General features: G+C 60.5%; 26 protein-coding genes. 12 read left to right on the top strand and 14 right to left on the bottom strand.

Features of this window, described 5'->3' with window-relative positions; translation table 11 throughout:
* Positions 1 to 18 precede the first annotated feature (18 nt).
* The gene (locus FSY59_RS16530; RefSeq protein WP_148729348.1) at positions 19 to 1,323 is read left to right on the top strand and encodes a 3-deoxy-D-manno-octulosonic acid transferase; all 1,305 of its coding nucleotides are present in this window, start codon (positions 19 to 21) and stop codon (positions 1,321 to 1,323) included.
* 81 nt (positions 1,324 to 1,404) lie between these two features.
* Here the strand turns inward: FSY59_RS16530 and FSY59_RS16535 are convergent, their stop codons facing one another.
* The 5 genes from FSY59_RS16535 to FSY59_RS16555 form a co-directional block, all read right to left on the bottom strand.
* Complete coding sequence (locus tag FSY59_RS16535; protein ID WP_043372811.1) at positions 1,405 to 2,871, bottom strand: TolC family outer membrane protein; 1,467 nt, start codon at positions 2,869 to 2,871, stop codon at positions 1,405 to 1,407.
* Positions 2,872 to 2,943: 72 nt separating this feature from the next.
* On the bottom strand, positions 2,944 to 3,291 hold the full coding sequence (locus FSY59_RS16540; RefSeq protein ID WP_003055275.1) for a rhodanese-like domain-containing protein: 348 nt from the start codon (positions 3,289 to 3,291) through the stop codon (positions 2,944 to 2,946).
* A 117-nt stretch (positions 3,292 to 3,408) separates the two neighbouring features.
* Entirely contained in the window at positions 3,409 to 4,119 is a 711-nt protein-coding gene (locus FSY59_RS16545) for a protein-L-isoaspartate O-methyltransferase (protein ID WP_003055272.1), read from the bottom strand.
* 22 nt (positions 4,120 to 4,141) lie between these two features.
* Positions 4,142 to 7,396 (bottom strand): efflux RND transporter permease subunit, encoded by a 3,255-nt coding sequence (locus tag FSY59_RS16550; RefSeq protein WP_003055269.1) that lies wholly within the window; start codon positions 7,394 to 7,396, stop codon positions 4,142 to 4,144.
* Positions 7,397 to 8,683, bottom strand: a complete 1,287-nt coding sequence (locus FSY59_RS16555) for an efflux RND transporter periplasmic adaptor subunit (protein WP_148729349.1) — start codon at positions 8,681 to 8,683, stop codon at positions 7,397 to 7,399.
* 198 nt (positions 8,684 to 8,881) lie between these two features.
* Here FSY59_RS16555 and msrA point away from each other — a divergent pair, with 198 nt between their 5' ends.
* The 3 genes from msrA (at position 8,882) to FSY59_RS16570 (ending at position 12,311) form a co-directional block, all read left to right on the top strand.
* The gene (gene msrA, locus FSY59_RS16560) at positions 8,882 to 9,418 is read left to right on the top strand and encodes a peptide-methionine (S)-S-oxide reductase MsrA (protein ID WP_019042373.1); all 537 of its coding nucleotides are present in this window, start codon (positions 8,882 to 8,884) and stop codon (positions 9,416 to 9,418) included.
* Between the two features lie 90 nt (positions 9,419 to 9,508).
* Entirely contained in the window at positions 9,509 to 10,015 is a 507-nt protein-coding gene (locus tag FSY59_RS16565) for a hypothetical protein (protein WP_255439517.1), read from the top strand.
* Positions 10,016 to 10,175: 160 nt separating this feature from the next.
* Entirely contained in the window at positions 10,176 to 12,311 is a 2,136-nt protein-coding gene (locus FSY59_RS16570; RefSeq protein WP_043372822.1) for a TonB-dependent receptor domain-containing protein, read from the top strand.
* A 56-nt stretch (positions 12,312 to 12,367) separates the two neighbouring features.
* On the opposite strand, the gene FSY59_RS16575 is transcribed toward FSY59_RS16570, so the two are convergent.
* Entirely contained in the window at positions 12,368 to 13,447 is a 1,080-nt protein-coding gene (locus FSY59_RS16575; protein WP_148729350.1) for a site-specific integrase, read from the bottom strand.
* A gap of 143 nt (positions 13,448 to 13,590) precedes the next feature.
* Positions 13,591 to 14,238, bottom strand: a complete 648-nt coding sequence (pdxH, locus tag FSY59_RS16580; RefSeq protein WP_003055245.1) for a pyridoxamine 5'-phosphate oxidase — start codon at positions 14,236 to 14,238, stop codon at positions 13,591 to 13,593.
* A 34-nt stretch (positions 14,239 to 14,272) separates the two neighbouring features.
* On the opposite strand from pdxH, the gene FSY59_RS16585 reads away from it, so the two are divergent.
* The gene (locus FSY59_RS16585; RefSeq protein ID WP_050874886.1) at positions 14,273 to 14,887 is read left to right on the top strand and encodes an NTP transferase domain-containing protein; all 615 of its coding nucleotides are present in this window, start codon (positions 14,273 to 14,275) and stop codon (positions 14,885 to 14,887) included.
* A gap of 143 nt (positions 14,888 to 15,030) precedes the next feature.
* Here FSY59_RS16585 and FSY59_RS16590 read toward each other — a convergent pair whose 3' ends face one another.
* Entirely contained in the window at positions 15,031 to 15,642 is a 612-nt protein-coding gene (locus FSY59_RS16590; RefSeq protein WP_148729351.1) for a superoxide dismutase family protein, read from the bottom strand.
* A gap of 102 nt (positions 15,643 to 15,744) precedes the next feature.
* The gene (locus tag FSY59_RS16595) at positions 15,745 to 16,374 is read right to left on the bottom strand and encodes a gamma-glutamylcyclotransferase (protein WP_148729352.1); all 630 of its coding nucleotides are present in this window, start codon (positions 16,372 to 16,374) and stop codon (positions 15,745 to 15,747) included.
* 301 nt (positions 16,375 to 16,675) lie between these two features.
* Here FSY59_RS16595 and FSY59_RS16600 point away from each other — a divergent pair, with 301 nt between their 5' ends.
* Positions 16,676 to 17,200, top strand: coding sequence for an OmpA family protein (locus tag FSY59_RS16600; protein ID WP_148729353.1), 525 nt, complete (start codon positions 16,676 to 16,678; stop codon positions 17,198 to 17,200).
* Positions 17,201 to 17,278: 78 nt separating this feature from the next.
* Here FSY59_RS16600 and FSY59_RS16605 read toward each other — a convergent pair whose 3' ends face one another.
* The 3 genes from FSY59_RS16605 to FSY59_RS16615 form a co-directional block, all read right to left on the bottom strand.
* Positions 17,279 to 17,806, bottom strand: a complete 528-nt coding sequence (locus FSY59_RS16605) for a nuclear transport factor 2 family protein (protein WP_148729354.1) — start codon at positions 17,804 to 17,806, stop codon at positions 17,279 to 17,281.
* Positions 17,807 to 17,961: 155 nt separating this feature from the next.
* On the bottom strand, positions 17,962 to 18,378 hold the full coding sequence (gene gloA, locus FSY59_RS16610) for a lactoylglutathione lyase (RefSeq protein WP_029158360.1): 417 nt from the start codon (positions 18,376 to 18,378) through the stop codon (positions 17,962 to 17,964).
* A 21-nt stretch (positions 18,379 to 18,399) separates the two neighbouring features.
* Positions 18,400 to 18,762: a hypothetical protein gene (locus FSY59_RS16615; protein WP_148729355.1), complete on the bottom strand. Its 363-nt coding sequence runs from the start codon at positions 18,760 to 18,762 to the stop codon at positions 18,400 to 18,402.
* A gap of 374 nt (positions 18,763 to 19,136) precedes the next feature.
* Between FSY59_RS16615 and FSY59_RS16620 the strand changes: the two genes are divergently transcribed.
* Positions 19,137 to 19,586, top strand: coding sequence for a hypothetical protein (locus FSY59_RS16620; RefSeq protein ID WP_148729356.1), 450 nt, complete (start codon positions 19,137 to 19,139; stop codon positions 19,584 to 19,586).
* An 811-nt stretch (positions 19,587 to 20,397) separates the two neighbouring features.
* On the opposite strand, the gene FSY59_RS27545 is transcribed toward FSY59_RS16620, so the two are convergent.
* On the bottom strand, positions 20,398 to 20,760 hold the full coding sequence (locus tag FSY59_RS27545) for a hypothetical protein (protein ID WP_148729357.1): 363 nt from the start codon (positions 20,758 to 20,760) through the stop codon (positions 20,398 to 20,400).
* Between the two features lie 61 nt (positions 20,761 to 20,821).
* Positions 20,822 to 21,190, bottom strand: coding sequence for a hypothetical protein (locus FSY59_RS16630; RefSeq protein WP_187427932.1), 369 nt, complete (start codon positions 21,188 to 21,190; stop codon positions 20,822 to 20,824).
* A gap of 120 nt (positions 21,191 to 21,310) precedes the next feature.
* On the opposite strand from FSY59_RS16630, the gene FSY59_RS16635 reads away from it, so the two are divergent.
* From FSY59_RS16635 to FSY59_RS27385, 5 genes are all read left to right on the top strand, one after another.
* Complete coding sequence (locus FSY59_RS16635) at positions 21,311 to 21,622, top strand: single-stranded DNA-binding protein (protein WP_148729358.1); 312 nt, start codon at positions 21,311 to 21,313, stop codon at positions 21,620 to 21,622.
* 9 nt (positions 21,623 to 21,631) lie between these two features.
* Positions 21,632 to 21,826: a hypothetical protein gene (locus tag FSY59_RS16640; protein ID WP_003055233.1), complete on the top strand. Its 195-nt coding sequence runs from the start codon at positions 21,632 to 21,634 to the stop codon at positions 21,824 to 21,826.
* 118 nt (positions 21,827 to 21,944) lie between these two features.
* Positions 21,945 to 22,163: a hypothetical protein gene (locus FSY59_RS16645; RefSeq protein WP_148729359.1), complete on the top strand. Its 219-nt coding sequence runs from the start codon at positions 21,945 to 21,947 to the stop codon at positions 22,161 to 22,163.
* Positions 22,163 to 23,221, top strand: a complete 1,059-nt coding sequence (locus tag FSY59_RS16650; RefSeq protein WP_255439520.1) for a hypothetical protein — start codon at positions 22,163 to 22,165, stop codon at positions 23,219 to 23,221. Before FSY59_RS16645 ends, FSY59_RS16650 begins: the two co-directional genes overlap by 1 nt.
* Positions 23,222 to 23,456: 235 nt before the next feature.
* Positions 23,457 to 23,594: a hypothetical protein gene (locus FSY59_RS27385; RefSeq protein ID WP_167332955.1), complete on the top strand. Its 138-nt coding sequence runs from the start codon at positions 23,457 to 23,459 to the stop codon at positions 23,592 to 23,594.
* Positions 23,595 to 23,645: the final 51 nt, after the last annotated feature.

Below are 23,645 nucleotides of genomic sequence, written 5' to 3' on the forward strand. Positions count from 1 at the left end.
CCGAAGCAGCGCTCAAGCATGGCCAAACCGGCTCCCATGAGCTTTGCCCGTGCGCTGTTCAGTGCGCTGGCCTGGGCGGTGCAGCCGCTGCTGTGGCGCAAGCTGCGTCGCAGAGCTCGGGCTGAACCGGGATACGGCGTCGCCGTGCCTGAACGCTTCGGCCATTACCAGCCAGCAGATCTGGGGCGCGATGGACGCGGCCGTTGGGTGTGGATTCATTCGGTGTCGCTGGGCGAGACCCGGGCTGCTGCCATTCTGATCAAGGCCTTGCGCGAGCGCATGCCGGCGATGCGTCTGCTGCTGACGCACAGCACTGCGACTGGGCGAGAGGAGGGCGCAAAGCTGTTGCACCCGGGCGATGTGCAGGTCTGGCTGCCCTGGGACTCCCTGAGTGCCACCAGGCGTTTTGTCGCGCAGTTCCGGCCTGCCGTGGGCGTGCTGATGGAAACCGAGATCTGGCCGAATCTGATTGCGGCCTGTGCCAACACGGACATTCCTCTGGCCCTGGCCAATGCACGCCTCAACGAAAAATCCGAAGCGGGTGCCTTGAGAGTCAGGCCCCTGTCTCGCCCCGCGTACGCCGCACTGGCTGCCGTCTGGGCGCAGACCGAGGCCGATGCCAAGCGCCTGCGCAATGTAGGCGCCAGCGTGGATGCGGTGCTGGGCAATCTCAAATTCGACGTGCAGCCCGATACTGCCCAGATCGCCCGGGCAGGCCAATGGCGCGCAGAACTGGCACGCCCCGTACTGCTGTTTGCCAGCAGCCGCGAGGGCGAGGAAGCGATGTTCATCGATGCGCTCAAGGCCCTGGGCGATGCTGCAGCGGCGGTGCAATGGCTGGTCGTTCCGCGTCACCCTCAGCGCTTTGACGAGGTGGAGAGCTTGCTGGGCAAGGCGGGCTTTGCTGTTTCGCGGCGCAGCCAGTGGGAGCAGAGGCCTCCCATGCAGTCCGGCGCGATCTGGCTTGGAGACTCGCTGGGCGAGATGCCCCTGTATTACGGCCTGGCAGCGGCAGCCCTGATGGGCGGGAGTTTTGCCCCGCTGGGTGGGCAGAACCTGATCGAGGCGCTGGCCTGTGATTGTCCCGTGATACTCGGGCCGCATACCTTCAATTTCAGTCAGGCCTCCGAGCAGGCGCTGCATGCCGGAGCAGCCCTGGGCGTGGAGACTATGGGAGCGGGCTTGTGCCAGGCCCTGGATCTGGTGGCCAAGCCGGATCGTCTGCAGGCTGCCGTACAAAGCTGCCGCCAGATGGTGCTGGGCAATCGCGGTGCGGCCGCTGCCACGGCCGAGGCGATTCAAGCGTTGATGGATGCTCCTTGATCAGGAGCATATGGTGCCCTATTGGTAAGGGTTTGGCGTCGATAAGACGTTAAACCCTGGAAGCCTGTTTCTCGACCGTTCTTAGCGCTTGAGCGTTCTGGCTGCAGGCTTTGCAGCAGCCATGCCGCTGGTGACCGCCGGCCTGGCTGCGGCAGCCGGGGCAATACTGGGCGTGCGCGTCAGTGCGTCGATCATGCGCAGATCATCGTCAGTAAGCACTCCCGCGGCCTGGCGCAACTTGAGCTGGCCAAGCAGCACCTGATAGCGCGCATTGGCCAGGTCGCGCTCGGTCTGGTAGACCTGACTCTGGGCATTGAGCACATCGATATTGATACGCACGCCAACCTCATAACCCATCTTGTTGGCTTCCAGCGCACTCTGGCTGGAGGCGAGAGCTGCTTCCAGCGCCTTGACCTGAGCCTGGCCGGACTGCACGCCGAGGAAGGCCGTGCGCGTAGCCTGCTCCACGCTGCGGCGGGCATCGTCGAGCTGGGCGCGGGCTTTTTCCTCCAGCGCCACGGTTTCCCGGATGCGGTTCTGCACCGCAAAGCCCGCAAACAGCGGCATGTTCATGACCACGCCGATCTGGGCTGCGTTGGTGCGATAGCTCAGGGGAATGGATGGAGTCATGGAGCCGTTGGGATAACGGTTGACCACATAACCGGCCTGCAGGTCCACGGTGGGCTTGTGGCCGGCCTCGGCCTTCTGCGTGTCCAGCCTGGCGATGTCCAGGGCCAGCTGGGCCTGACGCAACTGGGGCTGGGCGGCCAGTGCCTTGTCCACCCAGTCTTGCATATTGTCGGGCTCCACCCTGGGCAGGGTCAGCGGCGCAGCCAGCGGTGCGGGCTGAATGCCGACGCGGCCCACGAGCTGATCCAGGGCTACGCGCTTGACCTGCAGGTCATTTTGCGCAGCGATTTCCTGGGCCGTGACCAGATCGAAGCGTGACTGGGCTTCGCGTGAATCGGTGATGGTGGCCGTGCCAACTTCGAAATTGCGCTTGGCCATCTCGAGCTGGGTGCTGATGGCCTGCTTTTGCGACTGGGCCACCTGCACGCTGTCCTGGGCCGCCAGCACATCGAAATAAGCCTGGGACACACGCACGATCAGGTTCTGCGCAGCCGCATCCAGCTGAGCCTGGGCCACATCCACGCCGCGCTGCCCCTGCTCGTAGGCAATCTTGTTGGCAGGACGGTACAGCGGCTGCTGGGCGCTGAGCTGCACGTTCTGCTGTGTGTTGTTGAAGCTGCTGGCCATGCCGGGTATGGGCACGGAGGTATGGATGTCCACATGGGTGCGGTTGGCACCCGCTGACAGCCCCACGTTGGGCAGCAGCCCGGACAGGGCCTGATCGGCACGGCTGGCAGCCGCTCTCGCATCGGCTTGCTGGGCCTGCCATGAAGCGTCATAGCCGCGTGCCTGGGCCACCAGCTCTGACAAGGTCTGCGCCTGTGTCTGAGCGCCGGCCCATGCCAGCAAAACTCCCAAGGAAATGGCACGCAGAGCGTGGGCGGAGGGGGCTTGCAGAGGCCTGGGCAGCTTGGTCATAGATGTCAGGTTTGGGCGGTCTCGATCACAACGGGGAACTCAACAGGCAGGAGGCGGGGATGTCGGACGGTCTCAGTAACGGGGGACGCTGGGGTCTGCGCTGAGCGACCAGGCATCAATGCCGCCGGTGATGTTGCTGACGTCCTCAAAGCCGTTGTTGACCAAAAAAGCGGCCACGCTCATGCTGCGCGCGCCATGGTGGCACAGGCAGGCGACAGGGTGGTCGGGGTTCAGCTCCTGCAGACGGCCGGGGATATCGTGCATGGGAATGCAGCGCAGCTCGAAGCCTTCACCGGGCTGGATGCTGGCCAGGGTGACTTCCCAGGGCTCGCGCACATCCAGCACCACAGGCTTGATGCCATTCGCGGCATGAGAGGCCAGCCATTGCTGGAATTGGGCGGGCAAGACCTGGGTCAACATAAAAACTCCTGGTGGCCGGCCGTCGAATCTGCGGGCCGGCCCTGACACTGAAAGACAGGCCCTGCCGGATGCACCGATGGGTCAGGGTGCAGGAAGCAGGGCGAACGCAACAAGCGTTTAGAACGAGAAGCGCGAAGGCTCTTCAAAACCCACGAGGCGCGTGGCAGCGGTATCCCAGGGTTGCTGGACTTCGAAATTGCTGCCGTTCTTGGTCACCAGCGTGAAGCGCATCACGGGCATGTGACCGACGATGGCGGCAATGCGGCCACCTTCGTTGAGCTGGGCGTAAAGGGCATCGGGAACCTGTGCCACCGAGCCGCTGAGCACGATCACGTCAAACGCGCCCTGCGCCAGGGAAGCTGTGGCACCGTTGGCCAGCTTGACTTCGACATTCTTGACGCCGGCGCTGAGCAGATTCTCACGGGCCATTTCGGCCAACTCGGGATCGATCTCCAGCGTCACGACTTCCTTGGCCTGGGCGGCCAGCAGGGCTGCCATGTAGCCGGATCCGGTGCCGATCTCGAGAACGCGGTCGGTGGGCTTGATCTTCACGTCTTGCAGCATGCGCGCTTCGATCTTGGGTGCCAGCATGTGCCAGCCTTTGGCGGCAGCTTCTTCGGCAGTGCCCTTCAGGGGGACTTCAATGTCCATATAGGCCATGTTCGCGTACTCGGGCGACACATAGTCTTCACGGTGGACCTTGCCCATCAGCTCCAGCACGGATTCGTCCAGCACATTCCAGGGGCGGATTTGCTGTTCGATCATGTTGAAACGAGCCTGCGCGTGCACATCGCGCGGGTCCACTTGGGCATTCATTGGCAGGGCCATGGTATCTCCGGGGAAAGACTTATCAGGACAAACCATCGATTCTACGAGCCTCGGAGGCTTCGTGCGGCGGCTCAGCGCTTTTTGAGGGGGCGCCAGACCATTTACGGCGCATCCAGTTGGCAAAATCATCGAGATAGCAGTACACCACAGGCACCACGACCAGGGTCAGCAGCGAGGAGGTGATGACGCCGCCGATCACGGCCTGACCCATGGGCGCGCGTTGCTCGGAGCCTTCGGTGACCGCAAAGGCCAGCGGCACCATGCCGAAGATCATGGCCAGCGTGGTCATCAGGATCGGGCGCAGGCGCACGCGGGCCGCCAGCAGCAGGGCTTCATTGCGCGGCAGGCCTGGCTCGGTCTGGCCGCTGGCCTCGTTGGTACGGGGTTCGCGGGCTCGGATGGCAAAGTCCACCAGCAAAATGGCGTTCTTGGTCACCAGGCCCATGAGCATGACCACGCCGATGATGGAGAACATGGACAGGGCCGAGCCAAACATCATCAGGGCCAGCACCACGCCTATAAGTGTCAGGGGCAGCGAGGTCATGAGTGCCAGGGGCTGGAGAAAGCTCTTGAACTGGCTGGCCAGAATCATGTAGATGAAGATGATGGCCAGCATCAGCGCGGAAATCGCGTAGCCAAAGGATTCGGCCATGTTCTTGGCCGCGCCGCTGAACTGGTAGCTGTAGCCGGGCGGCATGGGAATGGTGGCCAGCGCCTGCTTGATATCGGCCGTGACCTCGCCCGTGCTGCGCAGATAGACATTGGCGTTGATGGCGACCTCGCGGTTGAGATTGCGGCGGTTGATCTGGCTGGGGCCGGTGCTGTCCACCACGCTGGCAACCTGGTTGAGGCGCACGATGCGCATGCTGCCATCTCCGGTCGCCAGTGCAAACGGCAGGCGCTCCAGGTCCTGTGGCGTGGTGCGCGCCTCGGGCTCGAGCCGCACATTCACGTCATAGGTCTGGTCATCGCTGGCGCGCCAGTTGCCCACGGTCTGGCCGGCCACCCAGGTGCGCAGCGCGCCGGCCATATTGCCTATCGACAGGCCCAGATCGGCCGCGGCATCGCGATGGACCTCGATATTGACCATGGGCTTGTTGGGCTTGAGGCTGGAGTCCAGATCAACCAGCCCCGGAATATCGTCGATGCGCTCCTGCACGATCTGGCTCAGGCGGGCCAGTTCGTCAAGATCTGGGCCCATGAGCGAGAACTCGACCTGCTTTTGCCCGCCCACGGCCTCGCGCAGGCCCACATGGGTGAGCTTGATGCCTGCAATCGCCTGCAACCTGGGGCGCAGATAGGCCGAGATCTCGTCCACATTGCGGCGGCGCTGATGACGGTCAACCAGTCGCACATAGATATTGGCGTAGTTCTTGCCGTTGGCATTGCCGGTGTTGATGGTGGTCAGTGTGTAGCGCACCTCGGGCAAGGCGCGCAATATGTCCGTCACCTGCCTGGCCTTGGCTTCGGTGGCCTCGATCGAGGAGCCTTCGGGGGTGTTGAAGCTGATCGAAGTTTCCGAAAAATCCGCCTTGGGCACAAACTCGGTGCCAAGCAAGGGTACAAGAGCGATGCTTGCTATGAAAATAATGAATGCCAGCGCCAGGGTGAGCAGCTTGTGGGCCAGCGACCAGCGCAGTATGCCCTGGTAGAAGTCCGAGAGCCGATCGCTCATGCGCTCCACCCAGGCCGTCACGCGCCCCAGCGTGCGGTCGTACAGGCTTTTGCTGCCATGTTCTCCGTGGGCGTGGATCGCCGGGTCATGCCAGACACTGGAAAGCATGGGGTCCAGCGTGAAGCTGACGAACATGGAGATCAGCACGGCCGCCACGATGGTGATGCCGAACTCATGGAAGAACTGCCCGATGATGCCGCCCATAAAGCCTATGGGCAGAAATACGGCGACGATGGAAAGCGTGGTGGCGAGCACGGCCAGCCCGATCTCCTGCGTGCCTTCCATGGCGGCCTGATAGGCGTTCTTGCCCATCTGCACATGGCGCACGATGTTCTCTCGCACCACGATGGCATCGTCGATCAGCAGGCCCACGCACAGCGAGAGCGCCATCAGCGTGACCATATTGATGGAAAAGCCGAACCAGTACATGAAGAGGAAGGTGCCGATCAGCGCGATGGGCAGTGTCAGCCCCGTGATCACCGTGGAACGCCAGGAGTTCAGGAACAGGAACACGATGAGCACCGTGAGCAAGGCACCCTCGATCAGCGTCTGGCGCACGTTGTCCACGCCCACGCGGATGGCGCGCGAGTTGTCGGCAATTGCCTGCAGGCGCACGCCCGGCGGCAGTTCGGGGGCGATGGCCTTGATCGCTGCATTCAGGCCGTCGACCACCTCGATGGTGTTCTCGTCCTGGGCCTTTTGTACGGACATCAGCAGGGTACGGCTGCCGTTGTAGAGTGCCAGGGTCTGCAGCTCCTGCGCATCGTCTTGCACGCGGGCTAACTGGCCGACGCGGATCGGAGCGCCGTTGCGGTAGGCCACGATGATGCGGGCGAATTCCTCGGGGCGCTGGATGCGGGCATCGATCTGCACCACGCGTTCCTGAGCCTTGGAGCGGATCGCCCCCACAGGCAGATCCTGGTTCTCGGCACGTACCGCCTGGGCAACCTGTTCGGGGGTGATGGCGTAGGCCTCGAGCGCCCGTGGGTCCAGATAGACATTGATCTCGCGTTTGGTGGCTCCCACCAAGTTCACGGCGCCCACGCCGCGCACGTTCTCCAGCCGCTTTTTCAGCACCTGGTCAGCCCAGCTGGTCAGCGCAATCGCATCGGGCGGCGTTACGCTCTGGCCATCGGGGGCGGTCTCGCCGTGCAGGGCATGGGGGTCTGGCAGCACGGCCAGCGACCACACTGCCGTGCTGGCCGGGTCGAAACGGATGACACGCGGTTCCTTGACCTCATCACGCAGAGTGGGGCGTACCGAGGCGACCTTCTCGCGCACATCGTCGGCAGCGCGGCGGCCGTCTATATGCAGCTGGAATTCGATGATGACGACGCTGGTGCCTTCGTAGCTGCGCGAGGTCAGGGCATTGATGCCCGCGACCGAGTTGACGGCTTCTTCGATCTTTTTGGTGACCTCGCTCTCCACGATCTCGGGCGAGGCTCCTGGATACTCGACCGTGACTACCACCACGGGGAATTCGATGTTCGGAAACTGGTCGACCTTGAGCCGCTGGTAGGAAAAAACGCCCAGCACCACAAAGGCCAGCATGAGCATGGTGGCCAGCACCGGGTTTTTCAGGCTGATGCGCGTGAACCACATTTATGGGCTCCCGGGACGATCTGCATCCGCCCCCTTGGCGCCGGGGACAGCAACCGAAGCTGGGCTCGACGCTTCGACCAGCGTGCCTTCACGCAGACCGCCGGTGCTGCCGGCCAGTATCCGGTCGCCCGCATCCAGGCCCTTGAGGACCTGCACCCAGGTAGCACCTTCATGGGCGGACTGGCGCCCCAGTTCCACGGTCTTGTGGACCACGCGAAGCTCTGTGCGGCCGGCCATCTGCTGGGCCGGCTCCGGTGCGACTGCAGTCACGGCCAGCTTGCCGGCTTGCAGCACCTGTACATAGGGCAGGGGCTTGTCGGTGCGCACGGCGGCCAGAGGCACGGCTAGCTGGCTGTCCTTGCCGGTCAGTATGCTTCCCTGCAGAAACAGGCCGGGACGCAAATGGGGTGAACGCTGACTGCTATTATTTTTGGTAGCCTCGTCCTCTTGTACCGCCAGATAGGCCGCCACCGTGCGCGAGCCGGTCTGGGCGCTGGGATTGATGCGCACCACCTTGGCGCTGATGGCCTTCATGTCCTGGGGAGCACCGGGCACTTGCAGCTCGGCCATCTGGCCGACCTGGACCTGCACCGAATCGGCAGGGGCCAACTGGGCCATGATTTCCAGCTTGGCCGGATCGACGACTTCGACGATGCGCGCTTCCACACCGACACGCTCGCCGTTCTGGACAAAGCGTTGGGCGATTTGTCCGCTCATGGGGCTGGTGATGACGGCGTCGGTGACGGACTTGCGGGCCGCGTCGGCGGCAGCCTGGGCGGCGGCCAGATTGGCGCGGGCCGAATCTAGGTTGGCCTGAGAGGTCAGCAGCGCCGTGGTGGAGATAAAGCCTTTTTGCACCAGGGTCGCATTGTTGTCCTGGTTGCGCTGGGCAATTGCCAGCTGGGCTCTGGAAGCGTCGGCCTGCTGCTGGGCCTGGCGCCAGCGTGCCTCGGCCTCCGTGGCGTCGACGCGCGCCAGTTGCTCGCCCTTGCGGACGCTATCGCCTTCGCGCACTGTCAGGCCGCGCAGCTCGCCCGCGACATAGGCCTTGACCACGGCCGAGTTCACCGCCTGAACCGCACCGTTGAGCGGAACGCTCAAAGCAAGCTGAAGGGGCTGGACCGTCAGAACCTCCTGGGCAGTCAGCTGTATAGGCAGCTCCTGCGGAACCGCAGCATGGTTCGTGGCCTGTTTTTTATGCTGCAGATTGACGACTGCGCGCCAGCCTATGACGACCAGCAAGCCGATGAGGGCCAGACTCAAGGCCCAGCGGCCGGAACGCTTCATGGTTTGTATCCCTCTGAGGCAGGTTTTTCTGTTCTATGCGCCACATGGTAGGTGCGCCAGACATGGCTTGTATTGCAAAGCAGCAAGCAGTGTAGTGGGCGCTCCGCAGCATAGCGGGGCCGCAATCGCTGTCATTGGTGAAAATGGGTAGTTGATTTGAGCTACGCTTGACGCGTCTTTAAAAACAAGGAGCCGGTGATGGCAGCGGAAACCATTTATCTGGGCGGAGGTTGCTTCTGGTGCACCGAAGCCGTCTTCGACCGTGTGCGCGGAATAGTCGATGTGGAGAGCGGCTATGCCAATGGTCACCTGGATCATCCCAGCTACGACGATATCTGCACCGGACAGACCGGCCATGCCGAGGTGGTGAAGCTTGACTTCGACCCCGCGCTCATCAGCTTGCGCGATGTGCTGCTGATCTTCTTCGGCACTCATGATCCGACCACTCTGAACCGCCAGGGCAACGACGTGGGCACGCAGTACCGCAGCGCAATCTTCACCACCGATGCGCAGCAAACGGCCGAGGCACAGGCATTGCTGCAGGAAATGCAGAACGAAAAAGCATTTGATGCGCCGATAGTCACCCAGATCGAGCCCCTGACCAACTATTGGCCCGCCGAAGACTACCACCAGGACTATTTTCTGCAGCACCCTGGCCAGGGGTACTGCGCTTTCGTGGTCGGCCCCAAGGTGCAGAAATTCCAGAAAGCGTTCTCACGCTGGCTCAAGGATTAAACCTGGCTTTCAGCGCATGGCCCGGAGTGCAGATACACTTTGCAACCCTTGGCCGCTTTCGCACCGTCCGAGATCGATTGAGCCCATAACGTGTCACTCCACTCCCATCTGCCCCGACCCCGCCGCTCAGCCCCTGCTGACGGTCGCCTGTGTCTGCGCGAAATCTGGGTGATGCGCTGGCTGATGGGCCTGCTGGCCCTGGCCATGGTGCTGGGGCCGACACTGGGCCAGATGCACCGTACCGTTCACCTGGGCAGCGCGCCCGGTGGCAAGGTCCATGCGGTGCACAGCCATGCGGCCCCCGCGCTATCGGCAGCTTCGGCCGAAGCGATCGGAGATTGTCCGGCCGACCGCAGCAACTGCGCCTCGGACCTTTCCTGGGTGCATGCGCTGTTTGCCGGTCACGGACCGGCAGAATGCCAACTGCTCGACCAGGCCAATCATGGCTATGCCGGGCCTGTGGCCGTGCTCGCTTTCAGTGCGCCGCCACCTGACAGTTTCATTCCCCGGCCTTTTGCTCCCGCGCCCAGAGCCGTCTTTATTGCAGCGCCATTGGCTGCCCGCGCGCCCCCTCTGTCTCTCAGCTTCCTGGCCTAGGTAGGAGCCATGCTGCGGCATGGTTTGCCTCCTACACCAGAAACTTCAGAATTGATAGCTGTAAGCGCTTTATTCATAAGCGATTCAGTCTATTTTTATTGAATTTTCGTGCGTACCATCTTTGATGGTCTGCGTACGCACGGTTGTTTGTGGAACTGAGATGTATCAACGTTTTTCGAATTCTTCCGCCCATTCCTTGCGCCGCTCCCCCAAGTCGGCTCTGGCCCGCGCCATAGAGGCGCTGCAGCCGGCAGGGCGCGGACTGGCCCTGGGTACGGGCCTGGGCCTGCTGGCCTGCTCACCCCTGGTCTTTGCGCAGTCCGAGGCGGCCAAGCAGGAGTCCAGCCTGGCAGAGGTGACCGTGTCGGCGACCGGCATGGCCGCCGGCGATATGGCCACGCCCGTCCAGGTGCTCGGCGAAGAGGAACTGCGTCTGCGCCGCGCTGCAACCCTGGGCGAGACCCTGGCGGCCGAGCCCGGCATCAATGCCAGCCATTTCGGCGCAGGAGCCAGCCGGCCCGTGATTCGCGGCATGGATGGCGCGCGGGTCTCTGTGCTCAGCGATGGTTCGGAGTTGCTCGATGCATCGACCGTCAGCCCTGACCATGCGGTGACCACCGAGCCTTTGCTGGCCAGGCAGATCGAAGTGCTACGCGGCCCTTCGGCCTTGCTTTACAGTCCTGGCGCCATGGGTGGCGTGGTGAATGTGCTGGATGGCAAGATTCCGACCCAGGCGCCCGAGAAGGGCCTGGAAGGTTCGGCCGAGGTGCAGGCCGGCACGGCTGCAGGCATGTCGGCAGGTGCGTTCTCGCTGACCACGGCCACACCGCTGAAGAACGATAACGGCCAGTTGGTGCTGCATGCGGAAGGCGTGGCGCGCAACGCGGGAGACTATCGCGTGGGCAGCGGCTGGGGCCAGAGCAAGGTTCCGGGCAGCTTCAGCCGTGGCAACACGGGCAGCGTGGGCCTGTCCTGGGTAGGCAATCAAGGCTACCTGGGCCTGGCCTATACGCGCCAGCAGGCCAAGTACGGCTTGCCCGGGCATCAGCACAGCTTCGAAGGCTGCCACGCACATGGCGATCATCTGCATTGCGGCTCCCATGACGGGCACGACCATGATCATGGTCATGAGGAAAGTGGCAGCGTGCCCGTGGTCGATCTGACCAGCGAGCGCTGGGATCTGCGCGGCGAATGGCGCAAGCCCGCAGCTGGCATCGCCGCACTGCGTTTGCGTGGCGGCCTGACCAATTACCGCCATGACGAGATCGAGGACGGCAGCGTTGCCACCCAGTTCAGAAACAAGGCCCATGACCTGCGCCTGGAGATGGAGCATGAGCCCATCTCCGGCTGGCGTGGCACGCTGGGTCTGCAAACCCTCAAGCGCCGCTTCAGCGCTACCGGCGAGGAGGCCTATGTGCAGCCCACGGATACCCAGCGTCACAGCCTCTATCTGCTGGAGGAATACCGTTGGCAGGATTGGAGCTTTCAGGGAGCCTTGCGCCACGACCGCCAACGTGTGGAGGCCGAGCTGAGCAACGAGCGGCGCAGCCACAGCGCCACTTCGGCATCGCTGGGCACGGTCTGGAAGTTCCAGCCCGGCTACAGCGCATCGGCTTCGTTCACCAGCGGCAGCCGCATGCCCACGGCGGAAGAGCTGTTTGCCAACGGTCTGCACATGGCCACGGCAACCTACGAGATCGGCAATCCCAATCTGTCGCGCGAGCGCTCGCAGGCACTGGACCTGGGCCTGGCCAAGACGACCGGTGATACGACCTGGAAGCTCAATGCGTATCACTACCGCATCAATGGCTATATCTACGGCGCCACGCTGGATGCCCACGAAGGGCTGCAACTGCTGCAATACACCCAGGGCAATGCGCGCTTTACGGGTTGGGAGGCCCAGCTGAGCCAGCGCCTGAGTCGCGAGTTGAGCCTGAGCGTGTTTGGCGATGGCGTGCGTGCGCGTCTGGAAGACGGCTCGGCGCTGCCACGCATCCCGGCCTTGCGCGCGGGCCTGCGTGTGAATGCGCGTCTGGCCGGCTGGGACACCATGGCTGAATGGACCCAGGTGCTGCGCCAGAACCGTACGGCCCAGTATGAAACCCAGACGCCGGGCTACGGCATGCTGAACCTGGGCGCCAGCTACCTCTGGAAGAGCGGCGGCAACCAGTGGCAGTTCTATGTCAAGGGCCAGAACCTGACCAACCGTCTGGCCTATGCGGCAACCTCGTTCATCAAGAGTGCTGCCCCGTTGACAGGTCGCAATCTGGTGGTCGGTCTGAGAATGGACTTCTGATCCGGCTCTTGGTGAGCCAAGCCGCATCCGGCCTGGGTCCGGGCCGGATGCTACAGCTATAAATAGTGCTGCAGATGGCGCAGGGAACGAGTGCTGTCCACACCGATCCTGGCAATCACTTCCGATTCGGGCACGCCGGCGCGCAGCCATTGCACGATGGCTGTGTTGCGCAGTACCTGCGGCCCCACGCGCTGCAGCGGAAATTTCTGGCTGTCCTCGGGCTGGGCCTGATGGGCGCGCTGGATGATCTGCGAGGCCACATGGAACAGCATGCGTACCGACAACTCGCCGCCACGGCGCGAGTAGAAGACGATATGGCTGCCGTCAATCACGGACGGCCCGCGCTGTGCGGCGCTGAATCTTCTCCAGCGTTGCAGCGCCTGGGCCACGGAGTCGGGCAGCTCAAGCAGCCGTTGCTGAGCATTTCTGCCACCTTCTATCTGCAGGTAGCGGGGCAGAGGCGATTCTCCGTTCGCAATGCTTTCCGAGCTGCCCACCCAGACCTGATCGGCACTTGAAAGCAGGTTCTTCCATAGCAGGCAGCGCACCTCCTCGGGGGCCAGAGCCATCTCGTAGAGCAGCAGCACTATGGCACGGTCGCGTGCGTCCTGATAACCGTCTGCGCTGGGAAAATGTCTTGGCAGCGATTGCCAGAGCAGGGGAGGCAGACAATGGCCCTTGCCGTCCTCGGATGGAGGGCGTTCGGCCGGCTCGATACCCGTTGCAGGGTTGGCGCCGATCCAGCCATGTTCCATCGCATGCTCATAGATACGCTCCAGCAGCCGCCAGTAGCGGCGGCGGGTGACCGGACTGATCTTGCGCTCGGGGTGGTGGTGGGCGCGTTGTCCGTCGCGTATCTGCAGGAAGCTCTGCACATCCAGCTCGCTTGCCTGATGCCAGGACTTTGAAGATCGCGGTCTGCTGGTAGGGCGCTTTTTATCGCCGAGAGCAGCGTGTCCGGACAGATGCATCAACCAGGCCTGCCAGACCTTTTCGTAGTTGCCGTCTGGAGAGGTGTCCAGCGCATCCCAGCTCTTGCTGCCCTCATGCTCGAGCCAGTCGCGAAACAGCTGGCTACCGGTTGGCAGGGCGGATGGATCTGGAGACTGCTGATCCTGAGTGCTTTCTTCTTGCATAGAATGATTTTAATGTAACTTACATGATTAATTTATCACCATCAAAAAACATTCATTCAATTAGTGACAGCCTCCATGTAATCAGAGAAGAGGGCGCTTTCAGTCCAGGCGCCATCCCATTTTCATGACAGACCCATCAAACCTTAGGGCGCCAGCCGTTCGCGAATCCACTGCTGACCTTCCTGTCGGTAGCTCAGGCGGTCATGCAGCCGGCTCTTGCGCCCCTGCCAGAACTCCCAACGCTCGGGCACCAGACGGAAACCGCCCCAATGAGCAGGCCGGGGAGGATTGAGCAAAAACTGCGCGCTGTATTTGGCGGCATTGGCTACAAGCACGCTGCGGCCGCTGATGACCTGGCTTTGCGGACTGGCCCAGGCACCAATCCTGGAGTCAAGCGGGCGGCTGGCAAAGTAGGCATCGCTTTCCTCGGCGCTGACTTTTTCCACACGGCCTTCGATGCGCACCACGCGCTCGAGCTCCACCCAGTGAAATTGCAGGGCCGCGAATGGATTGCCTGCCAGTTGCCGGCCCTTGCGGCTGTCGTAATTGGTGTACCAGACAATGCCGCGTTCGTCATAGCCTTTGATCAGCACGATGCGCGTGCTGGGCCGCAGGTCTTCGCTCACGGTTGCCACGGTCATGGCGTTGGGCTCGGGTACCTGGGCACTGACAGCCTCCTGCAGCCATTGATCGAACTGCTGCAGGGGATTGGGGTCGGAAGCGGATTCGCTCAACTCTGCGCGTTCATAGCTTTTGCGCAGATCGGCAATGGATGAAGATAGGCTGCTCATGCGCGTATTGTGCCCCGCTGTCAAAGCTGGCGTTATGCTCGGCGGCAATATGAATCAAGAAGTGCTGCGCGCTCCCTCAATCGATCCAGGTCAGCCTTGTGTGCTGGTTCTCGCTGCGGGCAGAGGCGATCGATTTCTCGCATCAGGCGGCACCAGCCACAAGCTTCAAGCCATGCTGGGCCTGCAAACCGTTCTGCAAAACACTCTGGCTGCAGTGCAGGCCTCCGGTCTGCCCTGGCATCTGGAACGCGGGCCGCATCCTGGCATGGGCGACAGCATTGCAGCGGCCGTCAAGGCCACAGCCGGCGCCAATGGTTGGCTGATCCTGCCTGCAGATCTGCCCTTGATTCAAGCCAGCACGCTGCAACAACTGGCTTTGCAGCTGGCACAGCTGGAGAGTCGTGAGCGGCGTGTGATCCAACCTTTTTATCAGGGCCAGAAGGGCCATCCTGTGGCTTTCAGTCGTGCCGCCGCGCAGGAACTTGCTGAGCTGAGTGGCGATCTGGGCGCAGCCTCCATCGTGCGCAACGCGGCGGAGAATCAGCGTCTGCAGCGCTGGGACTGCGATGACATAGGCTGCGTGCTTGATGTGGACACCGTGCAGGCCTTGGAAGAGGCGCGCAGGATCTGGCAGCAGCGCAATTCCTGATTGTCGAAAAGCCCCTGAGGGAAGGTCTGATTCGGTAGCCTTTAAATTTACCGAGCTCGTCTATCAGGCAAGGCCAGGTTCTGGCTGCCTGGCCTTGTCCTTCCAATGCACGCTCGCCACTCATTTTCCAGGCAATGACAGGCTTAGGCTCCGCGTTCGATCACGGCACAAGCCAGGCGCGCGCCGGAATTGCCAGTCGGCTGGGTCGTGTAGTCATCCGGATCGTTGTGCACGATTAGCGATCGACCCAGAATGCCGTTGCTGCCTCTGTCCAGCTTGAGTTCCTTGCTCACAAAATCGACAACTGCCACGCCTTGGGTATCAGCATCCAGGCTAGGCAAATCGCCGATGTGATGGGCCTTGCTGTCGCCGAATTTGCCATGTGCCTGCTGTCCCGGGTTGAAGTGGCCGCCGGCGCTCAAGCCGTCTCCGCTCGAGCAGTCGCCTTTTTCATGGACGTGAAAGCCGTGCTCGGTATTCGGCGCCAGCCCTTCCACACGGCCTCTTACTCGCACGCTGCCGTCAGGCTGCGGGAAGAACTGCACCGTGCCCGTTACCTGGCTGCCCTTGGTGGCTTCCAGGCGTGCAATCGACTGCACGCCTTTCCCGGGACTTGCCGCTGGAGCTGCTTCAGAAGAAGAGGGCGCTGCCGTGTTGCTGCTCGTTGAGCAGGCTGTCATGGCCAGGCTTGCAACAATCGTCAGACCTGCCCAGGCAGGGTGCAAAAAGAGGGAGGCAACACGGTTGGAGGACATGGCAATCTTTCCGAATTCAAAAGGGCATTGTGCCCCGGATCGTCAGAATTTCAAGTGTTTTTGCCCTGTAGCCCAATACAGCAAAGCGCTGTTAGCTATGCTTCAAATAGCAGCAAAAGACCGGCAACCGACTTGTTGGAAATCTGCGTAGGCCAACAGGCGCTTGAGTGCCTTGTCGTCGATACCCAGTCGTTGCAGCTCCTCAAAAGTGGCCTGGGCATAGTCCAGTGTTGTGCCATATATGCCCTGGGCCTGAGAGAAGATGCGCCGGTATTCATCCGGCGCCAGCTCGCCGGTGTGGTGCGGGCTTTGGCGCGAGAGCGTGAATGCCAGGGCCTTCACGGCACCATGGGGCGTGCGGCAAGGCAGCCAGCGCGGGTCATAGACGGCATTGGGCATCTCGCGCAACCAGAGCTTGCGCATCACGGTGTCGCCTTGGTTGCGCGGAATACGGAAGGCCATCCCCTGGCAGCTGCCGCCAGAGAGCATACCGAACACCAGGCCTGGCACCTGGGGCGTGCCACGATTGATGGTGCTCCACATTTTGAGAGCACGGTGCCAACCATGGACATGGGCCGAGCGACGTTCGCTGAAGTCGAACTCGGGACGCCAGATCAGGGAGCCATAGCCAAAAATCCACAAATCCTCGTCGCCTCCCCACTGCGCCAGAGCCCGCTCCAGCATCTGGTCAGCATCACGCATGGAATGGTTCAACAAGGGCAGGGCGGACATGGAAACTCCTCAAACCGGATTCAGGACTGAATTGACTTTGATGTATAACGCGCTGGCGCGCCGTCGGTGCACCTGTACATGCGCGAAGGCGTAAAAGCAACGCTTACCCGCGGTGAAACGTCCGAGATTTGAATCTTTTTTGCGATTGCAGCCGGAGCCGCCGTTAGGGCGTTTCACGGCAAGCCTCTAGAATGCGTGATTTTGTCGCTTTGTCGGCCGGACACTTGGAATCGGGCCCCAAAGCGTCATGAATACAGGTTTCGTACTTTCATAATCACCCGCAAATACGGAGATTTCATCCATGTCCTTCAACAGCTCTGACGACGATAGCCAACAACGCTTTGCCCTGGGTTTTCTATTTGCCCTGATTGCTCTGGTTGTCTCCACCGTCGTCGGCACCGTCGTCTACAAGCGCGGTATTTCCCATGCACCCAAGACGGAAGCCGCAGTGTCCGCACCCAGCGCAACCAATGTGCCAGTGGTGGTGATTGAAGAAACCGCCCGCGTGATCGTGGAAAACGGCGTGGTCAAGTTCTACTTTGTCTCGGGCAAGGCTGAGGTGGCCGCTGGTGCCAATGAAGCGCTGAGCGACGTGGTCAAGGGCGTGGCCGAAGGCAAGCGCGCCGTGATCTCCGGTTTCCATGATGCAACCGGCAGTGCTGAAATCAATGCCGAGCTGGCCAAGCAACGTGCCCAGGCCGTCCAGGCCGCCCTGATGGCATTGGGCGTGACGGAAGACAAGGTCGAGCTGAAGAAGCCAGAGCAAACCCAGGCCGATGGCTCCAACGCCGAAGCTCGCCGCGTGGAAGTGATTCTGGCCGACTGATTCAGCCCGGCACTCTGACCCAGAGCCCGATACGGCATCCGCTGTACCGGGCTTTTTAGCTGTTCGCAACTGGCTCAATCAGCTGCTTTCAATGAACCCGGCTGCCGGAGGCTGGCCCAGAGCGAGGACTCGTTCAATGCCGCCGGCATCGACCTGACGCATGACAACCGATCTTCGCGCAAAGCGCATGGAACGGATCTGCCAGCACCCGTTGATGCGTTCGTATTCATCGCTGTATTGGCCGCAGAGATTGACGATGGTGCGTTCCTTGACATTGATCTGGCAAAAATCCAGATCCCACAGGCCTTTGGCACTATCAGCACCTGTAAAGCGGATCTCAGGGTTGTGACCGTGATGCATATCCTGAATGGAAGGGTTGGCAACCGCCAGCCTGGTGAAGGTTGCAACCCATTCTTCGCGATCCGAAAAAGGCGGAAAGCCGTCGGCTTCGATGACTGCGCCATACTTCACAAAGCACTCACGCATGGCGTTCGGCTGCTTTTGATCGCAGGCCCGCAAGTATCGAGCCTTCAACGTTGTTATCGACTGGATATCTTCAAGATACCGCAAACGCTGCTGAAGTTGGGCCAGAATCGCATCACTCATTGCCTGTCTCCGGATATATGTTTGAGCACGGAGTCTTGAATAGCGGCCAATGACTGAAAACCCCTGTTTGGACGATAGGTAGCCCGCTCAGGCATGAAAAAAGCGGCAACCAGGTGCCGCTCGTTCCAGGAATCCAGGAATCTGGAGAAGATAAATCAACGCAGACCGGTGCCGATACCCAGATCGTCCTTGCGTTGGATCAACTCGATCTTATAGCCGTCAGGGTCCGTCACAAAAGCTATCACCGTGCTGCCACCTTTGACGGGGCCTGCTTCACGGGTCACATTGCCGCCAGCAGCCTTGATCTTCTCGCAGGCGGCATAGGCATCGGGCACGCCCAGAGCAATATGACCGTAAGCCGTACCCATGTCGTAGCTCTCGGTGCCCCAGTTGTAGGTCAACTCAATCTCCGCCTGACCTGGGTTTCCGCCTTCGAAGCCGAGAAAGGCCAACGAGTACTTGTACTCGGTGTTTTCGGACGTGCGCAGCAATTGCATGCCGATGACGTTGGTATAGAAATCAATAGAGCGCTGGAGATTGCCAACGCGCAGCATCGTGTGGAGGAATCGCATGGTCACCATTTTGCCAGCAGGTTAGGAGCTGTATATGAATAGGGGCAGATACAGAGCTCTGATCCCCGCGTGGTTAGACGAGAGCCTGCTGCCAATGACTTCGTGAGACACCTTCAGAAGGCTAAGCTTGAGCTGCCCTTCCTTTGGAAACTTGATGAAAGCTCGTGCGTGAGTTTGAGCATCTTTCCACCACTGGCGGATTGCAGGGACTGCCGGGTATTCAATCAGGCAGCCCACCTTCATGGCCTTGGTGATGGATGAGCGGATCTCGCGGCCGAGACGCGTTTTGGGGCACGATGTGTTCCAGACAGGACGGCCGAAAGGCAGCACCAATTGCTGCGCCATTGCCTCTGCATACTTCCTGAAATTTGCTGCGATTGCCATGATGTGCCGCCTTTCTGGTGTACCGGGCCACTAGATTCAGGTCCGGGTCGTCAACTGTCTGCTACCCGTTTAACTGTCCCTTGCTTGCACTGTGCCCCCGAGTTCATCGCCGTGCCTTTAGCGGTATCAGGATGGCGTTTCGGAGTGGGGAAGCTTTATGAATACCCCCGGAGAAAGGACAAGGCCGCTGGCCGCTCCTGATTTAGCGTGGCCGAAGAGGCGAAAACTCCGGGGAATGGTGCTGGGCGCGATGTGTCACGGGCAGCTGACGGCGTGCGGCGAGAACATAGAGCACCGAAGAGTGCTCTTTTTTTTGGGGGAGTCGTGCGGGAGCACCCCTGTCCTATGATTCGGAAAAGAGGAGGGGAGTGGTTATGGCTCGTTATATGGCCGATGAGAAGGAAAGCACATTCTTTGTTGACGTGCTCAAGATAGCACTAGGCGTCTTCATTGGTGGACTTCTGGCAGCACTGGCCTACACCAAATACATGGCATGGGAGGTCGAATATTCACTTCGGCAGGCGACTGCCGAGATGCAGAAGCAAGCGAAGCAGCGAACGGAGTTGTCACGAAAGCAAGCTGAAGAAGAGCGTCAGCGTCGTGAGGCCGCTGCAAGTGAGAGAGCCGCAAGAGAGGGGCTGCGAGCTGCTGATGCGGCTCAAAGGCAGCAGCATGAGGCAGATATCCGGGCGGCATGGAAGCAGATATACAGGCCATCGCCTGCATGTCAGGCAGATCAGATGACGCTGACATGCGCCAATGCCCATGCTGCTGCGCATAAGAGGTTCATGGAAATCTATGGCGAGATGCCGCCGCGCTTTTAGCCAACGCTGAAAACCGGTAGAGGCGCTCTGTCCTATGATCCCGACTGAGGGGGATGTATGGGAATACAAGACAGAGATTATTGGAGAGAGCGTTACGACGAGAACCTGAATGCCAGAAGAGACCCTCGTGATAATCCATTCACGAGTGGCCGCAGTGAAATGAGCTTTCTGGGGAAGTTCATTCTCACGATCTCGGTGCTTCTAATCGCCGCACTTGCATGCAGGTATCAGTCTGAGATCCTGCGATTTCTTAAGGGTCCTTCTGGGGCGGCTTCTCAACGAACTGTCGTTAGGCCGCCTGAGCCAACTGTGGCTGCGCCAAAAGCTACAGCTCCTGAGGCACCCCGCGCGCAATCTCCAGGCCAGATCTTTCGATGTGGAAATACCTACAGCAATGCACCCTGCGAGGGTGGTCAACAGATAGTGCAACAGAGCAGCAGTCCGGTTGATAGGTCGGAGACAAAGGAAGTCTACCTCTGTAAAGACTTTCAAGACCGACTCACATGGGAGAGTGTGCCGTGCTCAGCAAACGGCCGTTTTATGGATCGTATTGCACGTGTTCCTGCCCACGTATCTTGGGAAGAGCAGGTGGCAATCGCCAGACAGCAGAGAGATAAAGCCCACGCCATAGCTGCTGAGCAAGTCGTTCCAGTGGCTTCTCGATCTGCTTCTTCAACTCCGAGCGAATGCCAAATGCTTGAGCAGCAGATTCGAGTGCTTGATGCCGAGTGCCGAGTAAATGCATGCGGGATGAAGAAGCTTGATGACGTCAGGGCCGCACGAAAAGAAGCCCGAGACCGCCAATTTCGTATCAGTTGCTAGCCGATTTGGAAAATTGGAGCGTTTGCGGGTGCGGTTTTATGCCTCGCAAGCTCCTTTCCATGGTCAAGATTTGCTTGACAAGCCTGTCATTTGTGCGACTGAGTGATTCGGCTAGTGCGTAGTTGCCCGCTGCATGATTGAAGGCGATCGCGTCGATGGTCGAAATTCCCCACCGTGATTCCCAAAACAATGCCAAATGAACGGCGCGTGGAGCTTGCCCCTCGCGCCGATATTTTTTGATGGTCGCTGGCTTGAGGTCTAGAAGCCTAGCGAGCTGTGCATCGCTGTAGCGCAGATCATCAAGGATGTATTTCAGATGCGGCAAATGTGCAGGGTAAGGTGCTCTAAACATCACCTAGTTTTCGGCATGCCCAACCTTGGGAGAGCGGCAGCGAAAGGGCGTAGTGCTACAACTACGCCGAGCATTTGTGATTAAACATAATATACAAACCGTCAGCCGCTTGAGCCACGTTTGCTACAGCAGCAGTAGCAGCACCGCTTGCACCCAGCAGCGTTCCAGCAAGGGCCGCGCCCGTTAGAAACTTGCGCACCATGCGCGTTTTGCACGCGCTTTCGCGCTCGCTTTCCAGCGCGGCAATCACGATCCATTTTTGTGGGTCCTCGCCTAGTTCCTCGGCCAGGGCCCCAGCAATTGCAGGGCTCAAATTTCCTCTGTGCTTCGCTGTGCGAAGTGCGTTCCCGCTGAGCTTCAGTTGTGCAGCCCATTCGGTTGAATTCTTCTTTTGCAGGGCTGCCTCTAGCAGTTCCATGGTTGTTTGCATAGTTTCTCCATCACATGTTGTGATAACGCTACGACATGTGATGAATCCTATTTGATTTCTGCATCACATGTTGTAACGTCCGGCTTCATCACACATTGTGATGCAACCCAGGAAATCAACATGATCAAAATTTCGGTGACGTCGACCGAGACCCGCAACATGCGCGGCAATGGCAAAACCTCTGGCAAGCCATACGACCTCTACTTCCAGACGGCATACGTGCACACGTTTGACCGCACCGGGAAGCTCAATCCGTACCCCGAGAAGACTGAAATCATCCTGGACAAGGATGACCAGGGTAATCCGCTGGTCTATCCGGCTGGTGACTACATCCTGGCCCCCAGCTCTATCGAGGTTTCCCGCAACGGCGATATCACCGTGCGTCCTCGGCTGGTCAAGCCGCAATCCACTCCGAAGCCTGCACAGGTCTAAGGGGCTGCCATGGAAACCGCAGCACGCGAGGCCATGGCTCAAGGGGCGCTTTTGGCGCTCCTTTTTGCATGGAATGAACACCAGCCCCCCGGCGTCAAGGCAGACCGCGTGACGGTTACTCTGCACGTCGATACCGACCTTGTGTCATACAGCGAGGCCACGTTCTGGGCCGGTGATCACGCTATCGGTGGGGAGGGCTTCTGATGGCTCCCCTGGATCTCGCTTTCGCGCTTCTGGGCCTTGCAATGGTCGCCTGCAATTCGTTTGTAGGCTTCTGCTTTGTGGTCTTCCTCTGGGTGATCACTCGTTTTCCGGCGGTCGCATGAGTGAGATTGGCCGCATTGCTCCCGTGCCTGACAGGCTCAAGTTCGCTCCCAGCAATGGGGCGCAATACCTCGACTATCTGCGCGCTCGCGCTCATGAGCTGGACTTCCCGCCAGCTCGCAAAAACCTCCCGCCCGACTACGACCAGCAGTGCTACCAAGCGCACTGCGCTTTGCGTCGTCATGCGGTGTACCTGATCGAAGTTGGGGTGCGGTGATGACCAACTGGATTGAGAGAGTCGAAGCCCTGCCGCAGGGCCCATTCAAATTCGATGAGTCGAAATTCGAGCCCTGGGCGCACGTCGAATACAAGGGCGTTTCTCCACGCATGAAGGCTGCTCGTGCGCGCTACGTGGCCCGTTCTGAGGCCAATGCGCGCGTCCAGCATGCCCGCATGGCCGCGCTGCTCGCTGAGGCCACTGCAGCGCGCGAAGCGCGCGGGCTTGTCTCACTATCAACAACTTGCAAGAGTGGAAATTCAGGTCTTTCGGCTGTTGATTTCTTGGCTTCCGAAAGCATAGAGATTGACCACCAAAAGGCCCGCATTACCCGCATGCAAAAGAGCGTGGGTATCTCGGCCAAAGCCCTGCATAACCTGGGCAAGAAAAACCAACGCGTTTGGATGCTCACGCTGACGTATCGCGGCACAAACCGCGACTGGAGGGCAGAGCACATCAGCCGTTATCTCGATGGCCTGCGCAAGTGGCATTACAGCCGCACCGGCTGCAAAAAGGTTCGCTATGTCTGGGTCGCTGAGCTGCAAAAGCGCGGCGTCATCCATTACCACGTTTGCGTCTGGCTGGACAACGGCCTGACCCCTCCAAAGCCAGATAGCGCCTGGAAGAAGAAGGGCGCATTTCAAGCGCCTATGTGGACGCATGGCATGTCAAACCGGGTACGCGCAACGCATCCCGTTGCCTACCTCATGAAGTACGCCAGCAAAGGCACATCAGAAGGGAAGTTTCCGCATGGCGCTCGGATCAGTGGTGTTGGTGGGCTTGATGAAGTTGGCCGCGGTTGCCGTCGCTGGGTTCTGTGGCCTGCGTATGTGCAGGGCAATGCTTCGATCAGGGACAAGTTCAGACCTGCGCCGGGAGGCGGCTATCTCAATGCTGAGACAGGCGAGCTCCTACGGTCTGAGTTCGTACCAACGGGCGGCGGTTTTACGCGATTTGTGCGCGTCAGGACAACGCCCAGAAGGCTTAAAAACGTCGGGGGGCCATTCGAGTGGCTTCCCGGCCTGTTCGATACCGAAACGGCGGAGGTTGCCAATTGATCTGCGCTGAGTTCTCAAACGGCGTCGTGGTGCCTATGCAGGTGCCGCCAGAGTCGTTGGAGCTATGTCCGGTTGTGCTCGTGACTGGTGCCGAAATCGGCATGGTTACGGCGATCAAATTCCCCACGGCTGCCGAATTCGGTGCCGCCTGGTTGTGGGGTTTCACTCTTGTGGTCGGTTGCTACCTTGCGGGGTGGGCTACCGGGGCGGTACTACGTTTCCTCGGGAGATAAACATGGACTTTTCTTCGCTGACTGGCGCTATCGATCTGGCAACTGTGGTGACTGCGATTTTGGCGGTCGCGGCTATCAAGGTGCTGCCCACGGCGGCAAAGTACGGTGCCAACAAGGTGCTGGGGATGATTGGCCGTTAAACGGTAGGCCCGGGGGAAACCTCGGGCCATTTTGTTATGTGGCTCATGCTC

The organism is Comamonas sp. Z3, assembly GCF_008121565.1.
Lineage (GTDB): Bacteria > Pseudomonadota > Gammaproteobacteria > Burkholderiales > Burkholderiaceae_C > Comamonas > Comamonas brasiliensis.

Excerpts from the sequence above, each read along its gene's own strand:
- FSY59_RS16530 (WP_148729348.1), top strand. The coding sequence starts at position 19 with ATGGCCAAACCGGCTCCCATGAGCTTTGCCCGTGCGCTGTTCAGTGCG.
- FSY59_RS16535 (WP_043372811.1), bottom strand. The coding sequence starts at position 2,871 with ATGACCAAGCTGCCCAGGCCTCTGCAAGCCCCCTCCGCCCACGCTCTG.
- FSY59_RS16540 (WP_003055275.1), bottom strand. The coding sequence starts at position 3,291 with ATGTTGACCCAGGTCTTGCCCGCCCAATTCCAGCAATGGCTGGCCTCT.
- FSY59_RS16545 (WP_003055272.1), bottom strand. The coding sequence starts at position 4,119 with ATGGCCCTGCCAATGAATGCCCAAGTGGACCCGCGCGATGTGCACGCG.
- FSY59_RS16550 (WP_003055269.1), bottom strand. The coding sequence starts at position 7,396 with ATGTGGTTCACGCGCATCAGCCTGAAAAACCCGGTGCTGGCCACCATG.
- FSY59_RS16555 (WP_148729349.1), bottom strand. The coding sequence starts at position 8,683 with ATGAAGCGTTCCGGCCGCTGGGCCTTGAGTCTGGCCCTCATCGGCTTG.
- msrA (WP_019042373.1), top strand. The coding sequence starts at position 8,882 with ATGGCAGCGGAAACCATTTATCTGGGCGGAGGTTGCTTCTGGTGCACC.
- FSY59_RS16570 (WP_043372822.1), top strand. The coding sequence starts at position 10,176 with ATGTATCAACGTTTTTCGAATTCTTCCGCCCATTCCTTGCGCCGCTCC.
- FSY59_RS16575 (WP_148729350.1), bottom strand. The coding sequence starts at position 13,447 with ATGCAAGAAGAAAGCACTCAGGATCAGCAGTCTCCAGATCCATCCGCC.
- pdxH (WP_003055245.1), bottom strand. The coding sequence starts at position 14,238 with ATGAGCAGCCTATCTTCATCCATTGCCGATCTGCGCAAAAGCTATGAA.
- FSY59_RS16585 (WP_050874886.1), top strand. The coding sequence starts at position 14,273 with ATGCTCGGCGGCAATATGAATCAAGAAGTGCTGCGCGCTCCCTCAATC.
- FSY59_RS16590 (WP_148729351.1), bottom strand. The coding sequence starts at position 15,642 with ATGTCCTCCAACCGTGTTGCCTCCCTCTTTTTGCACCCTGCCTGGGCA.
- FSY59_RS16595 (WP_148729352.1), bottom strand. The coding sequence starts at position 16,374 with ATGTCCGCCCTGCCCTTGTTGAACCATTCCATGCGTGATGCTGACCAG.
- FSY59_RS16600 (WP_148729353.1), top strand. The coding sequence starts at position 16,676 with ATGTCCTTCAACAGCTCTGACGACGATAGCCAACAACGCTTTGCCCTG.
- FSY59_RS16605 (WP_148729354.1), bottom strand. The coding sequence starts at position 17,806 with ATGAGTGATGCGATTCTGGCCCAACTTCAGCAGCGTTTGCGGTATCTT.
- gloA (WP_029158360.1), bottom strand. The coding sequence starts at position 18,378 with ATGCGATTCCTCCACACGATGCTGCGCGTTGGCAATCTCCAGCGCTCT.
- FSY59_RS16615 (WP_148729355.1), bottom strand. The coding sequence starts at position 18,762 with ATGGCAATCGCAGCAAATTTCAGGAAGTATGCAGAGGCAATGGCGCAG.
- FSY59_RS16620 (WP_148729356.1), top strand. The coding sequence starts at position 19,137 with ATGGCTCGTTATATGGCCGATGAGAAGGAAAGCACATTCTTTGTTGAC.
- FSY59_RS27545 (WP_148729357.1), bottom strand. The coding sequence starts at position 20,760 with ATGTTTAGAGCACCTTACCCTGCACATTTGCCGCATCTGAAATACATC.
- FSY59_RS16630 (WP_187427932.1), bottom strand. The coding sequence starts at position 21,190 with ATGCAAACAACCATGGAACTGCTAGAGGCAGCCCTGCAAAAGAAGAAT.
- FSY59_RS16635 (WP_148729358.1), top strand. The coding sequence starts at position 21,311 with ATGATCAAAATTTCGGTGACGTCGACCGAGACCCGCAACATGCGCGGC.
- FSY59_RS16640 (WP_003055233.1), top strand. The coding sequence starts at position 21,632 with ATGGAAACCGCAGCACGCGAGGCCATGGCTCAAGGGGCGCTTTTGGCG.
- FSY59_RS16645 (WP_148729359.1), top strand. The coding sequence starts at position 21,945 with ATGAGTGAGATTGGCCGCATTGCTCCCGTGCCTGACAGGCTCAAGTTC.
- FSY59_RS16650 (WP_255439520.1), top strand. The coding sequence starts at position 22,163 with ATGACCAACTGGATTGAGAGAGTCGAAGCCCTGCCGCAGGGCCCATTC.
- FSY59_RS27385 (WP_167332955.1), top strand. The coding sequence starts at position 23,457 with ATGGACTTTTCTTCGCTGACTGGCGCTATCGATCTGGCAACTGTGGTG.